18 protein-coding genes are annotated in these 17377 nt (G+C 61.7%); all 18 read left to right on the top strand.

The features are described 5' to 3' along the window. Nucleotides 1-8 precede the first annotated feature (8 nt). Genes MEB48_RS10755 through MEB48_RS10670 form a run of 18 tightly spaced genes read left to right on the top strand, consistent with a single transcriptional unit; the run spans nt 9 to nt 16693 of the window. On the top strand, nt 9-263 hold the full coding sequence (locus tag MEB48_RS10755; protein WP_007903178.1) for an acyl carrier protein: 255 nt from the start codon (nt 9-11) through the stop codon (nt 261-263). Then, a complete protein-coding gene (locus MEB48_RS10750) occupies nt 260-805 on the top strand; it encodes a hypothetical protein (protein WP_237884243.1) in 546 nt (181 codons plus the stop codon). The genes MEB48_RS10755 and MEB48_RS10750 overlap by 4 nt, the downstream gene beginning before the upstream one ends. Next, complete coding sequence (locus MEB48_RS10745) at nt 802-2484, top strand: acyl-CoA synthetase family protein (protein ID WP_237884242.1); 1683 nt, start codon at nt 802-804, stop codon at nt 2482-2484. Before MEB48_RS10750 ends, MEB48_RS10745 begins: the two co-directional genes overlap by 4 nt. Beyond that, entirely contained in the window at nt 2477-3211 is a 735-nt protein-coding gene (locus MEB48_RS10740; protein WP_237884241.1) for a glycosyltransferase family 2 protein, read from the top strand. Before MEB48_RS10745 ends, MEB48_RS10740 begins: the two co-directional genes overlap by 8 nt. After that, complete coding sequence (locus tag MEB48_RS10735) at nt 3208-4155, top strand: LpxL/LpxP family acyltransferase (RefSeq protein WP_237884240.1); 948 nt, start codon at nt 3208-3210, stop codon at nt 4153-4155. The genes MEB48_RS10740 and MEB48_RS10735 overlap by 4 nt, the downstream gene beginning before the upstream one ends. Continuing rightward, nucleotides 4136-5680, top strand: coding sequence for an HAL/PAL/TAL family ammonia-lyase (locus tag MEB48_RS10730; RefSeq protein WP_237884239.1), 1545 nt, complete (start codon nt 4136-4138; stop codon nt 5678-5680). Before MEB48_RS10735 ends, MEB48_RS10730 begins: the two co-directional genes overlap by 20 nt. Next, nucleotides 5673-6098, top strand: coding sequence for an acyl-CoA thioesterase (locus MEB48_RS10725; protein WP_237884238.1), 426 nt, complete (start codon nt 5673-5675; stop codon nt 6096-6098). The genes MEB48_RS10730 and MEB48_RS10725 overlap by 8 nt, the downstream gene beginning before the upstream one ends. Continuing rightward, complete coding sequence (locus MEB48_RS10720) at nt 6095-6697, top strand: outer membrane lipoprotein carrier protein LolA (protein ID WP_237884237.1); 603 nt, start codon at nt 6095-6097, stop codon at nt 6695-6697. Before MEB48_RS10725 ends, MEB48_RS10720 begins: the two co-directional genes overlap by 4 nt. Continuing rightward, complete coding sequence (locus MEB48_RS10715) at nt 6681-9020, top strand: MMPL family transporter (protein WP_237884236.1); 2340 nt, start codon at nt 6681-6683, stop codon at nt 9018-9020. Before MEB48_RS10720 ends, MEB48_RS10715 begins: the two co-directional genes overlap by 17 nt. After that, complete coding sequence (locus MEB48_RS10710) at nt 9017-10177, top strand: sodium:proton antiporter (RefSeq protein WP_237884235.1); 1161 nt, start codon at nt 9017-9019, stop codon at nt 10175-10177. The genes MEB48_RS10715 and MEB48_RS10710 overlap by 4 nt, the downstream gene beginning before the upstream one ends. Continuing rightward, nucleotides 10164-11411, top strand: a complete 1248-nt coding sequence (locus MEB48_RS10705; RefSeq protein WP_237884234.1) for an NAD(P)/FAD-dependent oxidoreductase — start codon at nt 10164-10166, stop codon at nt 11409-11411. Before MEB48_RS10710 ends, MEB48_RS10705 begins: the two co-directional genes overlap by 14 nt. Next, nucleotides 11408-12133: a class I SAM-dependent methyltransferase gene (locus MEB48_RS10700; protein WP_237884233.1), complete on the top strand. Its 726-nt coding sequence runs from the start codon at nt 11408-11410 to the stop codon at nt 12131-12133. The genes MEB48_RS10705 and MEB48_RS10700 overlap by 4 nt, the downstream gene beginning before the upstream one ends. Then, nucleotides 12133-12615: a hypothetical protein gene (locus tag MEB48_RS10695; protein ID WP_237884232.1), complete on the top strand. Its 483-nt coding sequence runs from the start codon at nt 12133-12135 to the stop codon at nt 12613-12615. The genes MEB48_RS10700 and MEB48_RS10695 overlap by 1 nt, the downstream gene beginning before the upstream one ends. After that, entirely contained in the window at nt 12612-13808 is a 1197-nt protein-coding gene (locus MEB48_RS10690) for a beta-ketoacyl-[acyl-carrier-protein] synthase family protein (protein WP_237884231.1), read from the top strand. The genes MEB48_RS10695 and MEB48_RS10690 overlap by 4 nt, the downstream gene beginning before the upstream one ends. Then, complete coding sequence (locus tag MEB48_RS10685; RefSeq protein WP_008009164.1) at nt 13805-14263, top strand: hotdog family protein; 459 nt, start codon at nt 13805-13807, stop codon at nt 14261-14263. The genes MEB48_RS10690 and MEB48_RS10685 overlap by 4 nt, the downstream gene beginning before the upstream one ends. Beyond that, nucleotides 14263-14991 carry a 3-oxoacyl-ACP reductase FabG gene (fabG, locus tag MEB48_RS10680; RefSeq protein WP_237884230.1) on the top strand — a complete coding sequence of 243 codons (729 nt, stop codon included), beginning with the start codon at nt 14263-14265 and terminating at the stop codon, nt 14989-14991. The genes MEB48_RS10685 and fabG overlap by 1 nt, the downstream gene beginning before the upstream one ends. Continuing rightward, on the top strand, nt 14991-16217 hold the full coding sequence (locus MEB48_RS10675; protein WP_237884229.1) for a beta-ketoacyl-ACP synthase: 1227 nt from the start codon (nt 14991-14993) through the stop codon (nt 16215-16217). Before fabG ends, MEB48_RS10675 begins: the two co-directional genes overlap by 1 nt. Before the next feature lie 29 nt (nt 16218-16246). Continuing rightward, nucleotides 16247-16693: an excinuclease gene (locus tag MEB48_RS10670; RefSeq protein ID WP_237884228.1), complete on the top strand. Its 447-nt coding sequence runs from the start codon at nt 16247-16249 to the stop codon at nt 16691-16693. Nucleotides 16694-17377: the final 684 nt, after the last annotated feature.

Below are 17377 nucleotides of genomic sequence, written 5' to 3'. Positions count from 1 at the left end.
ACCGGACCATGCAAACTCGTGACGATATTTTCAATACCCTGCGCGATGCTCTGGTCGAACTCTTTGAGCTGGAGCCCGAGCGCATCAGCCTGGGGTCCAACCTGTATCAGGATCTGGAAATCGACAGCATCGATGCGGTCGACCTGATCGATCACATCAAACGCCAGACCGGCAAGAAAATCGCCGCCGAAGAATTCAAATCGGTGCGTACCGTCAGCGACGTGGTCGAGGCGGTCTACCGTCTGGTTCAACCGGCCGCATGAGCCGACTGATCGGCCTCGGCCTGCTGCTGGCAGGCCTGCTGTACCCCTTTGCGGTGTATTTCGGCATGGAACATTTTGCCCCGTGGCAGTTCGGTCTGCTGCTGGGTAGCCTGTGGCTGGCGCGAGCGCTGACCGGCGTGCGGCGCCCCGGAAGCCTGTGGATGGCCACGGTCGCCATCGGGTTTTGCCTGCTGCTGGCTCTATTCGACAGTCCGGTGCTGCTGCGCTGGTATCCGGTGCTGATCAGCGCGTTCATGCTGGTGCTGTTCGGCCTGAGCCTGAAATATGGCCCGCCGATGATCGAACGCCTGGCCCGTCTGCGAGAACCGGAATTACCGGCCAGGGCCATTCGCTACACCCGCCAGGTGACGATTGCCTGGAGCGTGTTTTTTCTCTGCAACGGCTTGTGCGCCGCCGCCCTGACCCTTTGGGCGCCGCTGAGTTGGTGGATGTTGTACACCGGCCTGATCTCCTATGGATTGATCGGCCTGATGTTTGCCATTGAATGGCTCATACGACAACGGGTAAGAGGCCGCCCATGAATTGGATAACACTTGAGCAACTATTGCTCAAGGCTCGGCCGGACCGCACCGTGACGGTGGAACCGGCGTTGAATCACGCGCAATTGTGCGAACAGGCCCTGAGCCTGGCGGCTGGCCTGCAAGCTCAGGGGGTACAGCGCATCGCCGTGCACCTTGAGGACGCCGCCGACCTGGCCATTGCCCTGTTCGGCGCCTGGCGTGCCGGGATCAGCGTGCTGCTGCCCGCCGACCTGCAAGCGCAGACTCGCCAGCGCTGGTCGACCGACGTCGATCTGTGGCTGACCGATCACGCCGACGATGCGCACCTGAGCGATTATCGACATCCACCGCTGCCGGCCAACCCGCTGGATCTGGATCGCTGTCAGCTGAGCCTGTGCACCTCCGGCTCCAGTGGCGAACCCAAGCGCATCGACAAAACCCTGCGCCAATTGGCCAATGAAGTCGAAGCGCTGGAGCACTTGTGGGGCGCAGATCTGGGTGAGGCCTGCATCATCGGCAGCGTCGCCACGCAGCACATCTACGGCTTGCTGTTTCGGGTGCTATGGCCATTGTGCGCCGGGCGTTCGTTTGTGCGTACACAACTGGCCTTCCCGGAAGACCTGCAACGCGCCAGCCGCGAACACCTGGCCTTCGCCTGGGTCGCCAGCCCGGCGCTGCTCAAACGCATGGGCGACAACCTCGACTGGCCAGCGCTGAGCGCAGTGCGCCGAGTATTTTCCTCCGGTGGCGCGTTGCCCGCCGAAGCGGCGCAAAGCCTGTACGAACGCCTGCAACAATGGCCGACCGAAATTTTCGGCAGCTCGGAAACCGGCGGCATCGCCTGGCGTCAGGGCCAGAATCTCTGGCAGACCTTCGCCGATGTTGCGCTGAGCCAGGACAGCGATGGCGCCCTGCTTGTTGCGTCACCGTACTTGCCTGCCGGCCATATCGAGCACACCGCCGATGCCGCGCGCATGGCCGCCGACGGTCGTTTCGAGCTGTTGGGACGGCTGGACCGAATCGTCAAACTGGAAGAAAAACGTATCTCGCTGCCGATGCTCGAACAAGCGCTGATGGCTCACGCCTGGGTCGCCGAAGCGCGCCTCGGTGTGATTCAGGAAAATCGCGCCTCATTGGGTGCGCTGCTGGTGCTCAGCGAACGAGGCCTGCATGCGTTGCGTAATCAGGGGCGACGCAGCTTCACTCAAGCCTTGCGTCAGCATCTGAGTCAACATTGTGAAACGCTGGCCCTGCCACGCCGCTGGCGTTTGTTGCGGCAGCTGCCGCTGAACGCGCAAGGCAAACTGCCCCAGACCGAAGTTGAAGCCTTGCTGCTGACACCTCGGCCAAAGGCGGCGCAAGTGCTGGAGCAGGTCGAAGTCGATGGCGAGTGGAGCCTGCAACTGGCCGTCCCGCCAGACCTGGCCTACTTCAGCGGCCATTTCCCCCGGGCGCCGGTATTGCCCGGTGTGGTGCAGGTGGAATGGGCATTGAGCCTGGGCCAGCAATTGATGGATCTGCCGGCAAAATTCGCCGGCATGGAAGTGCTGAAATTCCAGCAACTGGTGCGTCCCGGCGATGAAATCCAGTTGCACCTGCGCTTCGACTCGGCGCGCAGTAAATTGTATTTCGCCTATCGCAATGAAACCGCCACCTGCTCCAGCGGGCGGATTTTGCTGGAGGCTGCCAGCGATGCATAACCCCTGCGCCGTAATCCCGGTCTACAACCACGAAACCGCAATCACCGCCGTGCTCGATGCGCTGCTTGCCAGTGGCCTGCCGTGCATTCTGGTGGACGATGCCAGCAGCCCGGCCTGTGCCAAGGTGCTTGACCAACTGGCGCAGCGTGATCGGGTTTACCTGATCAGGCTCACCATCAATCAAGGCAAGGGCGGCGCGGTAATGACCGGCCTGCGGGAAGCCTCGCGCCTGGGCTTCAGCCATGCCTTGCAGGTGGACGCCGACGGCCAGCATGACCTGCAAGACGTCAAAATCTTCATCGAGCATTCGCGCACTCATCCTGAGGCGGTAATCTGCGGTTATCCGCAATACGACGCCAGCGTGCCGAAAGGTCGTTTGTACGCCCGGTACCTGACTCATGTGATGGTCTGGCTCAACACCCTGTCGTTGCAGATTCGCGATTCCATGTGCGGCTTCCGCGTCTACCCATTACCGCCAACCCTGGCCCTGATCGACTCGGCCAGAATCGGCAAACGCATGGACTTCGACTCCGACATTCTGGTGCGCCTGGCCTGGCGCAATCAGCCGATGCAGTGGCTGAAAACCAGGGTTCATTACCCGCTGGATGGCGTCTCGCATTTCCGCCTGTTCCACGACAATGTACTGATTTCGGGCATGCACACCCGGCTGTTCTTCGGCATGTTGTTGCGGGCACCGGTGATCCTCTGGCGACGGTGGCGAGCATGAGCGGCAACGCAGACAAACAGCACTGGGCCGACCGTGAGGAGCGCGGCAGTTTCTGGTTGATGAAGTTCACTGCGCTTTGCGCAAAAGTCTTGGGCCGTCGGTTGTTGAGCCCGTTGCTGTACGGCATCGTCCTGTACTTTTTCCTGTTCGGGCGCAGCGCCCGCCAAAGCGCCTGGCAATACCAGCAGCGGCTCGCCGACTGGAGCGGTCGGCGCGAATTGCGCCCGACCCATTGGCGGGTGTTCGGTCAGTTCATGGCCTTCGCCGACTCCATGCTCGACAAGCTCGACGTGTGGAACGGCAAACTGAGCATCGAGCAGATCGAAATCATCGACCCGGCGTTGCTACGCAACAAACTGCGCGGCACACGCGGACAAATGCTGGTGGGCGCACACCTGGGCAATCTCGAGGTCTGCCGGGCGCTGGCCGAGATCGGCGAGAAAGTCACCATGAACGTGCTGGTACACACCAAGCATGCCGAACAATTCAACCGTCTGTTGGGCGAAGCCGGAGCGACCAATCTGCGGCTGATTCAGGTCAGCGAGCTGGACCCGGTGATCATGCTGCAACTGCATGAACGCCTGGAGCGCGGCGAATGGCTGGCGATTGCCGGCGATCGCGTGCCGTTACATGGCGGGCGCAGCGTGACAGTGGATTTTCTTGGGCATCAGGCAGCCTTTCCCCAAGGCCCGTGGCTATTGGCCGGTCTGCTGAAATGCCCGGTCAATTTGCTGCTGTGCCTGAAGAAACCGACGGGCGACTATCGACTGACCCTCGAACCGTTCACCGAGGCAGTGGTGTGGAAACGCAGCGACCGCGAACAGGTCATTCATCAGTGGGCCTCCCGCTACGCCGAACGCCTGGGTCACTATTGCCTCGAAGCACCCCAACAATGGTTCAACTTTTACCCTTTCTGGAAGACCGATGACGACGCCAATGCTTGAGCCGGTAACCTTCGGCGAACTCCCTTTGCGCATCGAAGACGTGCTGGCCCTGGCCAACCGTCAGGTGCCGACGCAGTTGCAGGGCGACCCCGAGTTTCGCCAGCGCATCGCCAAGGGTCCGCAATTCCTTGATTCCCTGTTGGACAAGGAAGGCGTGATCTATGGCGTGACCACCGGTTATGGCGACTCCTGCGTGGTGGCGGTGCCGCTGCACCACGTCGAAGCCCTGCCCCGTCATCTGTATACCTTCCACGGTTGCGGCCTGGGTAAACTGCTCGACGCCCAAGCCACCCGCGCGGTGCTGGCGGCGCGTTTGCAATCGCTTTGCTACGGCGTTTCCGGGGTACGCGTGGAACTGCTGGAGCGTCTGCAAGCCTTCCTCGAACACGACATTCTGCCGCTGATTCCGGAAGAAGGTTCGGTGGGCGCCAGTGGTGATCTGACGCCGCTGTCCTACGTCGCCGCAACCTTGTCCGGCGAGCGCGAAGTGATGTTCCGTGGTGAGCGTCGACAAGCCGTCGATGTGCACAGCGAACTGGGTTGGGAACCGCTGGTATTGCGTCCGAAAGAAGCGCTGGCGCTGATGAACGGCACTGCCGTAATGACCGGCCTCGCCTGCCTGGCTTACGCCCGCGCTGATTACCTGCTGCAACTGGCCACGCGCATCACCGCGCTGAACGTGGTCGCTTTACAGGGCAACCCGGAGCATTTCGACGAGCGTCTGTTCGCCGCCAAACCTCATCCAGGGCAGATGCAAGTCGCCGCGTGGCTGCGCAAGGATTTGGCGATCGATGCGCCGACCGCGCCGCTGCATCGCCTGCAAGACCGCTATTCCCTGCGTTGTGCGCCGCACGTGCTCGGTGTGCTGGCAGACAGCCTGAACTGGCTGCGCTCGTTCATCGAGATCGAACTCAACAGCGCCAACGACAACCCGATCATCGACGCCGAAGCCGAACGCGTGCTGCACGGCGGGCACTTCTACGGCGGCCACATTGCGTTTGCCATGGACAGCCTGAAAAACCTGGTGGCCAACGTCGCCGATTTGCTTGATCGTCAGCTCGCGCTGCTGGTGGACGAGCGTTACAACCATGGCTTGCCGAGCAATCTGTCCGGCGCCACCGCCGACCGCGCGATGCTTAATCATGGCTTCAAGGCGGTGCAGATCGGCACCAGCGCCTGGACCGCCGAGGCCCTGAAAAACACCCTGCCGGCCAGCGTCTTTTCGCGCTCCACCGAGTGCCACAACCAGGACAAAGTCAGCATGGGCACCATCGCTGCCCGCGACGCCATCCGCGTGCTGGAGCTGACCGAACAGGTCGCCGCCGCCACCTTGCTCGCCGCCAACCAAGGCGTCTGGCTACGCGGCCAGGCTGAAGACGCGCGTCCACTGCCACCGGCCCTGGCCGCGATGCATGAAGAATTGGCCAAGGACTTCCCGCCGGTCATCGAAGACCGTGCTCTGGAAGGCGAATTGCGCCTGTGCCTGCAACGCATCGCCGAACAACACTGGAGGCTGCATGCGTAGCAAGGGAGTGCTTCACACCGACACGGAAATCCTCGTACCGTTCTTTGACGTCGACACCATGAACGTGGTCTGGCACGGCCATTACGTCAAATACCTGGAAGTCGCCCGCTGTGCGCTGCTGGACAAGATCGGCCACAACTACGACGCCATGGTGGCGTCGGGTTACGCGTGGCCGGTGATCGACTTGCAGCTGCGCTATGTGCGTGGCGCCGTGTTCGGCCAGAAGTTGAATGTGCGCGCCAGTCTGGTGGAGTGGGAAAACCGTCTGAAGATCAATTACCTGATCAGCGATCTTGCAACCGGTGAACGTTTGACCCGCGCTGTTTCAGTGCAGGTCGCCGTCGACATGAGCAGCCGCGAAATGCAGTTGGCTTCGCCGAAGGTGTTCACCGACGCGGTTGAAAGGATGCTGCCATGAACTCGCTGTTCAAATGCCTTGGCGCTTTAGCGTTGCTCGGGCTTTCATCATTGGCCCAGGCTTTCGATCTACAGCAGTTGAGCGATCAACTGGCCAAGCCCGATGTGATCCACGGCAGCTTCATCCAGGAAAAACACCTGCGCGCCCTGCCCCAGCCGCTGACCAGCAAAGGCACCTTCGTTTTGGCGAAGAATCACGGCCTGCTCTGGTTGCTGAAAACCCCGCTGCAACAGGACTACCGCATCAGCGACAAGGGCATTGCCCGGCGTGACGCCAACGGCTGGCAAATGTTGCCGAACAAGAGTGCCGGCGCCGAACAGAACCGTTTGTTCCTCGCGGTGCTGCAAGGCGACAGCAGTGGCCTGCAACGGGATTTCGAACTGTCGCTGAGCGGCGATGCACAGAACTGGAAGCTGACCCTGACCCCGCGCTCGATGCTGCTCAAGCAGGTGTTCAATCAGATCAACATTGACGGCGGCGAACTGGTGCACAGCATCGAGCTGCTCGAAACCCAGGGTGACCGAACCCTGTTGCGCATGCAGGACAGCACCCGCTTACAACCTTTGAGCGATGCGGAGCAACATGACTTTGCCGAGTGAACGCATGCTGCCGCGGCTGTTTCTGATCCTGCTGCTGGCGGTGCTCGCGCTCGCCGGCTGGCAATGGCGTGACGACGCGCCGCTGTCGGCCAACCTGATGGAACTGGTGCCAGGCACCGCGCCGGACGCGCTGGAACTGCGCGCCGAACAACGCATGCAAGAACCGCTGAACCGGGAAATGTTGGTGCTGGTCGGCCATAAAGAGCGCCAGCAAGCCATCGCCATGGCGCAAAAACTGGGCGAGCAGTGGCAGGCCAGCGGCGTCTTCGAAAAGGTCCAGTGGAACCTGCAGGCCGACTTGCCGGCGCTCCGCACACAATTGCTGCAAGGCCGACTGGCAATGCTGTCCGTGGCCGACCGGCAGCAACTCATCGAACACCCCGACGCCTTTATTCAGCAACGGGTACAAGCCCTGTTCGACCCATTCACCGGCTTCAGCCTGGTGCCGAGCCAGGACGATTGGCTCGGCCTGACCGGACGTATCCAGAACAGCCAGCCACAGCATGGTTTGGTGCAACTGGACATCGGCAGCGGTGCGCTGGTTGCCGATGCCGACGGCAAGAGTTGGGTGATGCTGCGGGCGCGAACCGCCGGCAACGCGTTCGACATGAGCCTGCCGCTGCAAGTGGCCGACCTGCTCCAGTACAGTCGCGAAGAAGCCTCCCGGGCGGATGTGCAACTACTCGCCGCCAGCGGCCTGTTGTACGCCGCCAGCGGGCAACGGCAAGCCGCTCGCGAGATGACCTGGGTCGGCGGCGGCGCCACGGTCGGGATTCTGTTGCTGCTGTTGCTGGCCTTCCGGCGTTGGCGGGTGTTGTTGGCGTTCGTCCCGGTGCTGGTGGGCATGCTGTTCGGCGCAGTGGCCTGCGTGGCGCTGTTCGGTCACATGCATGTGATGACGCTGGTGCTGGGTTCAAGCCTGATCGGCGTGGCGGTGGATTACCCGCTGCATTACCTCTCGAAAAGCTGGAGCCTGAAACCCTGGCACAGCTGGCCGGCGTTGCGCCTGACCCTGCCGGGGCTGACACTGAGCCTGATCACCAGTTGCATCGGCTACCTGGCCCTGGCCTGGACGCCGTTTCCGGCCCTGACCCAGATTGCCGTGTTCTCCGCTGCCGGCCTGGTGGGCGCCTACCTGTCGGCAGTGTGCCTGTTGCCGGCGCTGCTCAAGGGCGTGGATCTGCGACCGGCGCAATGGCCGATGCGCATCGCCGAGAAGTTGCTGGAGCTGCGTGAATCGCTGCTGAAATACTTGCGCACGCCAGTACTGCTGGCACTGCTGATCGCCTTCTGTGTCGGCGGTCTGTTGCAGCTGCAAAGCAAAAACGATATTCGCCAATGGGTCGGCACGCCGCAGCAACTGACTGACGAGGCCCAGACCATCGCACGCATCACCGGCTATCAACCTACCAGCCAGTTCTTCCTGGTGCGCGCGTCCAATCAGCAGGAACTGCTCGAACGTCTGACGGCACTGAGCGAGCGTCTGGATCAGTTGGTCAATCTGGAAAAACTTCAGGGCTATCTGTCGCTCAACCAACTGGTCAGCCCACCGAGCGAACAGCGCAAAGTGCGTGAAGCACTGAGCAAGCTGCCGCAATTCTGGCAACCGTTGCTCGCCCTCGGCGTGCCGGCCACCGCGTTGCAGGCCGAGTTGGCAACGTTGCAAGCGCTGCCCGTCGAAGACATCGACGCAGCGCTGGCGGGCCCATTGGCCGAGCCCTATCGCACGCTGTGGCTGGGGCCGACCGATGACGGTGTGGCTGCGATGGTCAGTCTGCAAGGCTTGAACAATCCTGCGCTGTTGCGGGTCCAGGCGCAGGACTTGGCGGGCGTGGAACTGGTGGACCGCCTCGGTGAATTGAACCAGGTTTTCGCCGCCACCCAAATCAGCGCCGCTGAATTGAAACTCGCCTCCTGCGTACTGATCGTGCTGGTGCTGATCCTGCCATTCGGTTTCGGTGGCGCGCTGCGAATCGTCTCCCTGCCGTTGCTGGCGGCTCTGTGCAGTCTGGCAAGCCTCGGCTGGCTCGGTCAGCCGCTGACGCTGTTCAGCCTGTTCGGCCTGTTGCTGGTGACGGCTATCAGCGTCGATTACGCGATCCTCATGCGCGAACAGATCGGCGGCGCCGCGGCGAGTCTGCTGGGCACCTTGCTGGCAGCGGTGACCACTTGGTTGTCGTTCGGCTTGCTGGCGGTGTCCAGCACACCGGCGGTGAGCAACTTCGGCCTGTCGGTGAGCCTCGGCCTGGCATTCAGTTTCATTCTGGCGCCGTGGGCCGGACGCCAAGTCCATGCCGCCCCGGTCGTGGAGCCGGCAGCATGATGGTCGCCGTGTTCTGGGCGATGGCCCTGGTGTTGTTCGCCGTGGCCACCCGTATCGGTCGTCATTTCGGTCTGATTCCGATCGTCAGCCAGTTGCTGCTGGCGACCTTCGGCCTGCCGTTGCTGATGTACTTCTGGATCGAACCGGGCTGGCACTTGAGCGGCGCCGACCTGATCTCGCCGGGCTGGCTGAAAAACCTCTACAGCCTGAGCTTTGCCTTGCTGCTGGGGCACATCCTCAGCGACGTGATCGACCTGCGGCTGGAACGCCAGAGCCTGAAAATAGCCCTGCCGAGTTTCTGCATTCCGTTTGCCTGCGGGCTGGCGACGGCGGTCTGGCTGTTGCCGCCGCAGCCGTGGATCAGCTCGCTGGCGGTTGGTCTGCTGTTCGCCATCACCGCGATTCCGGTGTTGTATCTGTACCTGCGACACATCAACTACCCGCCTGCCGCCACCCGGCGTCTGGTGCAAACCGCGATCCTGATCGATCTGACCTGCTGGACCCTGTTCGCGTTCGCCCAGGGCAGCCTGCACCTGAGCAGCCTCTTGCTGCCGCTGGCTGGCGCCTGCCTGCCATTGTCGCTGCGACTGCTCGGGGTGCGCCAACCGTTGCTGCACAACGGCTGCTTCTTCGCGCTGCTGGTGGTCGCCGAACACTTCAAACTCAATGCGCTGATTTTCGGCATCGGCTATCTGCTGTGCATGGCCGCGCTCAAGGTGCCATTGGTGCTGCCATTACCGGCGGCGTGGATGAACCGTTTGCAGACCTGGATCGCCATCCCGCTGATCCTCACGTTCGGCATCGTGCAGATCAACGTGCACAGCGCCATCGACAGTCTCGGCGGCGTGCAACTGGCCGCGCTCCTGCTGTTGCCGATTGCCAGCAAACTGTTGGGCAACTGGCTGGGCCTCGGCTGGGCTGGTGCCTCGTTCGAAGGTGCCAGCCGCTGGCGGGAAAGTCTTTTGCTGAATATTCGCGGCTTGAGCGAGATCGTTTTTCTCAACCTGCTGCTGCAACAACAGCTCATCAGCCCGGCGCTGTATTTCGCGCTGATGTTGATGGGCCTGATCGCAACCCTGCTGCCGGCACTCGCCGGCATGCACCGAATCCCTTTGAATATCGCCGCCCCGGCAAGGAGCACCCGTGCCAACAGTTGAAATGGAACGTCGTCAGGTGGTGGTGATCGGTGCCGGCCCCTCGGGCGCCATCGCCGCCGCGCTGCTCAAGCGCAAAGGTCATGATGTGCTGATGATCGAGCGCCAGCATTTCCCACGGTTTTCCATCGGTGAAAGCCTGCTGTCCCACTGCCTGGATTTCGTCGAAGAAGCCGGCATGCTCGAGGCGGTGAACGCCGCCGGTTTCCAGCGCAAGAACGGTGCGGCGTTCGCCTGGGGCGATCAGTACAGCGCCTTCGATTTCGGCGACACATTCACCAACGGCAAGCCGACGACGTTCCAGGTTCAGCGCGCCGACTTCGACAAGCTGCTGGCCGATCAGGCTGAGCTGCAAGGTGTCGATGTCCGTTATGGCGAAGCCATTGTCAGCGCCGATTTCAGCCTGGCGAAACCGCAGCTCGATGTGCTCCGCGAAGATGGTAGCCAATACCGCGTCGAGGCCGATTTCGTGCTCGATGCCAGCGGCTACGGTCGCGTGCTGCCGCGTTTGCTGGACCTTGAAGCACCGTCGAACTTCCCGGTGCGCCAGGCCGTGTTTACCCACGTCGAAGATTGTATCGACAGCCCGGCTTTCGACCGGGAGAAAATCCTCATCACCACCCATCCGACCCAGCGTGACATCTGGTTCTGGACCATCCCGTTCAGCAATGGCCGTTGCTCGGTGGGCGTGGTGGCAGCCGCCGAACACTTCGAAGGCCGCACCGAGAATCTGGACGACTGCTTGCGCGGCTTCATCGCCGAAACGCCAAGCCTGGCCGGTGTGCTGAACAATGCCGTGTGGGATACACCTGCGCGGACCATTGGCGGCTATTCGGCCAACGTCAAAACCCTGCACGGCCCAGGTTTCGCCTTGTTGGGCAACGCCGCGGAATTTCTCGACCCGGTGTTTTCCTCCGGTGTGACCATCGCCATGCGTTCGGCGAGCATGGCCGCCGGCGTGCTGCACCGCCAACTGCAAGGTGAAAGCGTCGACTGGCAGACCGAGTTCGCCGAACCGCTCAAGCGCGGCGTCAACACCTTCCGTTGCTACGTCGAAGGCTGGTACGCGGGGACCTTTCAGGATGTGATTTTCTATCAGGGCGGCACAGCGGAAATCCGCCGCATGATCAGCTCGATCCTCGCGGGTTACGCCTGGGATGAGCGCAACCCGTTCGTCAGCGAACCCAAACGTCGACTGCGGATGATCTCGGACCTTTGCGCACAGGATCCGACATGAGTTACTTGAGCGACAACTACGTCGAAGAAACCCGTTTCGGTTTCTGGTTTCTGCGTAGTCACACCTGGCAGCACCATGTATTGCGCGTGGCGATCAACGATTTGCGCGATCTGTTCAGCACGCCGTTGCCCGACAATCCGGTACTGCTGGATGCCGGTTGCGGCCAGGGCAAGTCGTTCCAGTACCTGCGCCAGACCTTCGCGCCTCGGCGCCTGATCGGTCTGGATGCCGACCCGCACAGCCTGAATCTGAGCGGCGAAGAAGCGGCCCGCCAGGGCATGGATGTAGAACTGATCGGCGGTGACTGCGCTACCCTTGCCGTCCCGGACGCCAGTGTCGATCTGCTGTTCTGTCACCAGACCTTCCATCACCTGGTCGAACAGGATCAAGCCCTGGCCGAGTTCTATCGAGTGCTCAAGCCGGGCGGCTATTTGCTGTTCGCCGAGTCCACCGAGGCTTACATTGATACGTGGGTGATTCGCTGGTTGTTCCGCCACCCGATGCACGTGCAGAAGAGCGCCGCCGGTTACCTGGACATGATTCGTCGGCAGGGTTTTGAATTCGGCCCGCAGAACGTGTCTTACCCTTACTTGTGGTGGAGTCGCGCCAAGGATTTCGGCCTGCTCGAACGCTTCGGCCTGCGCCAGCCAAAGCCCTTTGGCCAACGGGAAGAAACCCTGGTCAACGTAGTCGCGCGCAAGCCTCTTGAAGGGTGTACCTGATGATCCGTTTCCTGCTTCTGGGTTGCGTCCTGTTGCTGAGCGCTTGCACCAGCCAGGCACCGCTGCCCGAGCGAACCCCGAACCTGGCGTTGCCGCTGCAACTGCACATCGAACGTCAGATGGCCGAGCAGCGTCAGGACTGGCTGCTGGTGATCCAGCGTGAAGGTCCGAGCATTCGCTGGTCGATGATGGACCCTTTGGGGATTCCCGTGGCACGGCAGAAGCTGATCGATGGCCAGTGGCAGGCCGACGGTCTGCTGCCGCCTAATCCGGAAGCCCGGGAATTGTTTGCTGCCTTGTTGTTTGCATTGACCCCAACGGGCGAATTACATGGCAACTATCCCGCCGCCCTCCAGCATGGCGGGCAACGGTCCTTGCCACCGCGCTGGAACATCCGCTATTCACAACCATTGAGCTTTGAATTGAACGTATCCCAAGGCCCTCACTATCGCGTCACTCCGTTAGGCGAGCACACGCCATGACGGCTTATCTGAACGCCCTCGGGGTGATCTGCGCCCTGGGCCGCGATAAGCAGGAAGTCGCCCGCAATCTGTTTGCCGGCGATTGCTCGGGCATGCGCAGCGAGGCCGGCTGGGTGGTGGAACGCTCGCTGCCAGTGGCGGCGGTGCGCGGTGAGCTGGCGCCGATTCCGGCTGAGCTGGCGCATCAAAGCAGTCGCAACAATCAATTGCTGCTGGAGGCTGCGCTGCAGATTCGCGAAGACATCGAGCAAGCAATCCAGACCTACGGCCGCGACCGTATCGGCGTCATTCTCGGCACCAGCACCTCGGGTATTCACGAGGCCAGCAGCGGTCTGGCCCATTACATCCGCGAGCATCAGTTCCCCGCCGATTATGACTATCAGCAACAGGAACTTGGCGCGCCGGCGACGTTTCTCGCCGACTGGCTGCAATTGAGCGGCCCGGCCTATGTGATTTCCACCGCCTGCACCTCCAGCGCCCGCGCGCTGATGAGCGCCCAACGACTGCTTGATCTGGGCCTGTGCGACGCCGTGTTGTGCGGCGGTGTCGACAGTTTGTGCAAGCTGACCCTCAACGGTTTCTCGGCCCTGGAAGCGGTGTCCGAACAACGCTGCAACCCGTTTTCGGCGAACCGCAACGGCATCAATATCGGCGAAGCGGCGGTGCTGTTTCTGATGAGCAAAAATGCCGGTAACCGCCAACCGATTGCCCTGCTCGGCAGCGGCGCCAGTTCCGATGCACACCATATTTCCGCGCCGGAACCGACCGGCCGAGGCGCCCTGCAAGCGATGCGCAAAGCCTTGAGTCGCGCAAGCCTGCAACCGCAGCAGATCGGCTATCTGAACCTGCATGGCACCGCCACCCAACACAACGACGCCATGGAAAGCCTGGCCGTGACGACGCTGTTCCCGCAAGGCGTGCCCTGCTCATCGACCAAACCGATGACCGGCCATACCCTCGGCGCTGCCGGTGCTTTGGAAGCTGCGTTTTGCTGGTTGAGCCTGAACGCGGCCAACAGTGAACATGCCCTGCCGCCCCACGTCTGGGACGGCCAACCCGACCCCGAATTACCGGCCCTGCATTGGGTGACCCCGACCGACCACCTGACGTCCATTGCACCTCGCTACCTGATGAGCAATTCCTTTGCCTTCGGTGGCAATAACGTCAGCCTGATTATCGGAGACGCCCCATGATTGCCTGGCCGCTCGCCGAACTGCTGCCTCACGCTGGCGACATGATCCTGATCGAGCAGATCCTGTCGTTCGATGACGAGCAGATTCACACCCGACTCACCGTCAAGCCCGGCGGCCTGTTCAATCGCCCCGACGGCAGCCTGCCGGCCTGGGTCGGCATCGAGCTGATGGCCCAGAGCGTTGCCGCGTACGCCGGCTGCCATGCGCGTCAGAAAGGCAATGCGGTGGAACTGGGCTTTCTGCTCGGCACCCGTAAATTCGAATGCAACGTGGAACACTTCCCCGCCGGCACCGAGTTGACCATTCATGGGATACGCTCGCTGGAAGATGACAACGGCATGGGTGTGTTCGAATGCCACCTCACCGCCCCCGGCATCCACGCCACCGCCCGGCTAAACGTGTTTCGCCCACCTCAGGCCGCGCAATATCTTCATGAACCCCAAGGAGTCGAGTGATGGCTGAATCCATATTGGTCACCGGCTCCAGCCGTGGTATCGGCCGCGCCATTGCGCTGCGCCTGGCCCGGGCCGGGCATGACATCGTGCTGCACTGTCGCAGTGGTCTGGCGGACGCTATTGCGGTAAAGGCCGAAGTGGAAGCTTTGGGCCGCAACGTGCGCGTCCTGCAATTCGACGTATCCGACCGTGCCAGTTGCAAAGCTATTCTTGAAGCCGACGTCGAAACCCATGGCGCCTATTACGGTGTGGTGCTCAACGCTGGCCTGACTCGTGACGGTGCTTTTCCGGCCCTGAGCGAGGAGGATTGGGATCTGGTGATGCGCACCAATCTCGACGGTTTCTACAATGTGCTGCACCCGGTGATGATGCCGATGATCCGTCGTCGCGCCGCCGGGCGAATTGTCTGCATCACTTCGGTGTCCGGGTTGATCGGCAATCGCGGCCAGGTCAATTACAGCGCGTCCAAGGCTGGTTTGATCGGCGCAGCCAAGGCGCTGGCGATCGAACTGGGCAAGCGCAAAATCACGGTTAACTGTGTCGCACCCGGCCTGATCGACACGGCAATGCTCGATGAAAACGTGCCGGTGGAAGAACTGATGAAAATGATCCCCGCGCAACGCATGGGCACCCCGGAAGAGGTGGCCGGTGCGGTGAATTTCCTGATGTCGGCGGAAGCGTCGTACATCACCCGGCAGGTTCTGGCCGTCAACGGAGGCCTGTGCTGATGAAGCGCGTCGTCGTCACCGGCATGGCCGGCATTACCTCATTGGGCAGCGATTGGGAAACCATCGCCGCCAACTTCGCGGCCAACCGCAGCGGCATCCGTCGCATGGACGAGTGGGATCGTTTCACCGAGCTCAACACGCGCCTGGCCGGGCCGATCGATGATTTCAAAGTACCAAGCCACTGGACCCGCAAGCAGCTGCGCAGCATGGGCCGCGTCTCGCGCCTGGCCGTGGGCGCGGCTGAACAGGCTTTGGCGGACGCCGGCCTGCTGGGCGACGAGTCGATCAAGGACGGACGCATGGGCGTTTCCTGCGGCTCGTCCACCGGCAGCACCGACGAGATCAAGGCGTTCGGCAACATGCTGCTCAACTCGGTGGCCGAAGGCCTGAACGCCAACTCTTACGTGCGGATGATGCCGCACACCACGGCGGCGAATATCAGCATCTTCTTCGGCCTCACTGGCCGGCTGATCCCGACCTCCAGTGCCTGCACCAGCGGCAGCCAGGGCATCGGTTACGCCTACGAGTCAATCAAGTTCGGCCGCCTGCCGCTGATGCTCGCCGGTGGCGCCGAAGAGCTGTGCCCGACCGAAGCCATGGTGTTCGACGCGCTCTACGCCACCAGCCTGAAAAACGATGCGCCGCAGACCAGCCCGCGCCCTTACGACACCGGTCGCGATGGCCTGGTGATCGGTGAAGGCGGCGGCATGCTGGTGCTCGAAGAGCTCGAACACGCCCTGGCACGCGGCGCACATATCCATGCCGAGATCGTCGGTTTCGGCAGCAACGCCGACGGTCAGCACGCCACCCGCCCGGAGCAGCTCACCATGCGCCGGGCCATGGAGCTGGCACTGGAAGACGCCGGGCTGCAGCCTTCCGACATCGGCTATGTGAACGGTCACGGCACCGCTACAGAACAGGGCGACATTGCCGAAACACTGGCCACCAGCGCGTTGTTCGGCAAACACATGCCAATCAGTTCGCAGAAGAGTTTCCTCGGTCACACCCTGGGGGCCTGCGGCGCGCTGGAGTCCTGGTTCAGCATCGAAATGATGAACCGCGACCAATACGTACACACCTTCAACCTCGATGAGATCGATCCGCAGTGCGGCAAGCTCGATTACCTGCGCGGTGAATTCCGGCAGATGAGCAACCAGTACGTGATGAACAACAATTTCGCTTTTGGTGGGGTCAACACCTCGTTGATTTTCCGCCGCTGGTCGTAATCGAATGACTCAGGGTCAAGGAGACCTCCATGCACTTCAAGAAACTCGCTGCCGTCACCACCCTGCTGATCTGCGCAATGCCGGGCATCAGCCAAGCCCGTGACACCGCGGTGTATCTGCCTTTTGACAAAGCAGTCGCCGAAGCAACCCGCGCCGGCAAAATCGATGGCAGCGTGAAATTCTACCTGGCAGGCAATACACCGACTGGCAACGTCACCGTAGTCAGCGCGGGTGCCGTGACCAACAAGAAAACCAACGCCTTCAACAAGTCTGACGAAGTGGCCTGCGAATGGGTCGCACAATCAGCAATCATAAGCCTGCACCAGGCAGCGAAGAACGCCGGCGCCAATGCCGTGACCAACATCGTCAGCTTCTACAAGAAAAATGAGCGCAAGGATGCCAAGACCTATGAGTGCCACGCTGGGGCGATCATGGCGGGCGTTGCGTTGAAAGGGGATTTGGCGAAGGTTCAATAAAGCACTGGTGAGAGGATCGCTTCGGCTGAGGCTAATGAGTTGAACGCTATCCTGTGGCGAGCGAGCTTGCTCGCGCTGGGCTGCGCAGCGGCCCCAAAATCCTGACCATCACCGCTGATTTTGTGAGTGCTACGCACTCAAGCGGGAGCAAGCTCCCTTGCCACAATGACAAAGGGCGCCTTTCGGCGCCCTTTCACAAACAGGTCGGCTTGTCATCGCCCGGTACCTGCCTGGCTCTGCGATGGCTGGTTGCCCAGGATCCTCAGAGTCTCACAAGCCCCTTTCGGGAACGTGGGGAGTATTGCTTGAAATTGAATGGGAGACAACGGGTGGCAACTTGCCTAGCTGTGCCACCCTTGATGCCATCACAGACCAAGAGCGCAGCGTACTGCGGCTTTGAATCTTGGCGCACGTTGACCAAGATAAATGGCTGATCTGGATCGATCGGTTTACAAAAAATCGCGGCTCCCGGCACCATTTACCGGGCCACAGCCGCCCCGAGCAAATCTCCTTCTTCCCCTGCAACAACATGAAATAGGAAATTTCAGCGCCGCTTTTGGGAAACGTCCTAGCGCCAGCCTCTGAGACTTTCAGTAGGTTCGAGGTGAACCCAGACGAACAAGAAGCGCTAATGAAAAAGTCTCGGTTTCCCGGAAACCCCGGATTTTCTGCCCGCCCCAAGAC

Origin of the sequence: Pseudomonas sp. PGPR40, from assembly GCF_022014505.1 — a bacterium.
GTDB lineage: Bacteria > Pseudomonadota > Gammaproteobacteria > Pseudomonadales > Pseudomonadaceae > Aquipseudomonas.
Note: the sequence above shows the minus strand (reverse complement) of the source record. Positions and strands in the feature narration are given on the sequence as shown.

Coding starts and splice junctions, on each gene's coding strand:
- MEB48_RS10715 (WP_237884236.1), top strand. CDS start 6,681: ATGACTTTGCCGAGTGAACGCATGCTGCCGCGGCTGTTTCTGATCCTG.
- MEB48_RS10720 (WP_237884237.1), top strand. CDS start 6,095: ATGAACTCGCTGTTCAAATGCCTTGGCGCTTTAGCGTTGCTCGGGCTT.
- MEB48_RS10690 (WP_237884231.1), top strand. CDS start 12,612: ATGACGGCTTATCTGAACGCCCTCGGGGTGATCTGCGCCCTGGGCCGC.
- fabG (WP_237884230.1), top strand. CDS start 14,263: ATGGCTGAATCCATATTGGTCACCGGCTCCAGCCGTGGTATCGGCCGC.
- MEB48_RS10695 (WP_237884232.1), top strand. CDS start 12,133: ATGATCCGTTTCCTGCTTCTGGGTTGCGTCCTGTTGCTGAGCGCTTGC.
- MEB48_RS10750 (WP_237884243.1), top strand. CDS start 260: ATGAGCCGACTGATCGGCCTCGGCCTGCTGCTGGCAGGCCTGCTGTAC.
- MEB48_RS10725 (WP_237884238.1), top strand. CDS start 5,673: ATGCGTAGCAAGGGAGTGCTTCACACCGACACGGAAATCCTCGTACCG.
- MEB48_RS10675 (WP_237884229.1), top strand. CDS start 14,991: ATGAAGCGCGTCGTCGTCACCGGCATGGCCGGCATTACCTCATTGGGC.
- MEB48_RS10735 (WP_237884240.1), top strand. CDS start 3,208: ATGAGCGGCAACGCAGACAAACAGCACTGGGCCGACCGTGAGGAGCGC.
- MEB48_RS10730 (WP_237884239.1), top strand. CDS start 4,136: ATGACGACGCCAATGCTTGAGCCGGTAACCTTCGGCGAACTCCCTTTG.
- MEB48_RS10670 (WP_237884228.1), top strand. CDS start 16,247: ATGCACTTCAAGAAACTCGCTGCCGTCACCACCCTGCTGATCTGCGCA.
- MEB48_RS10710 (WP_237884235.1), top strand. CDS start 9,017: ATGATGGTCGCCGTGTTCTGGGCGATGGCCCTGGTGTTGTTCGCCGTG.
- MEB48_RS10745 (WP_237884242.1), top strand. CDS start 802: ATGAATTGGATAACACTTGAGCAACTATTGCTCAAGGCTCGGCCGGAC.
- MEB48_RS10755 (WP_007903178.1), top strand. CDS start 9: ATGCAAACTCGTGACGATATTTTCAATACCCTGCGCGATGCTCTGGTC.
- MEB48_RS10700 (WP_237884233.1), top strand. CDS start 11,408: ATGAGTTACTTGAGCGACAACTACGTCGAAGAAACCCGTTTCGGTTTC.
- MEB48_RS10740 (WP_237884241.1), top strand. CDS start 2,477: ATGCATAACCCCTGCGCCGTAATCCCGGTCTACAACCACGAAACCGCA.
- MEB48_RS10685 (WP_008009164.1), top strand. CDS start 13,805: ATGATTGCCTGGCCGCTCGCCGAACTGCTGCCTCACGCTGGCGACATG.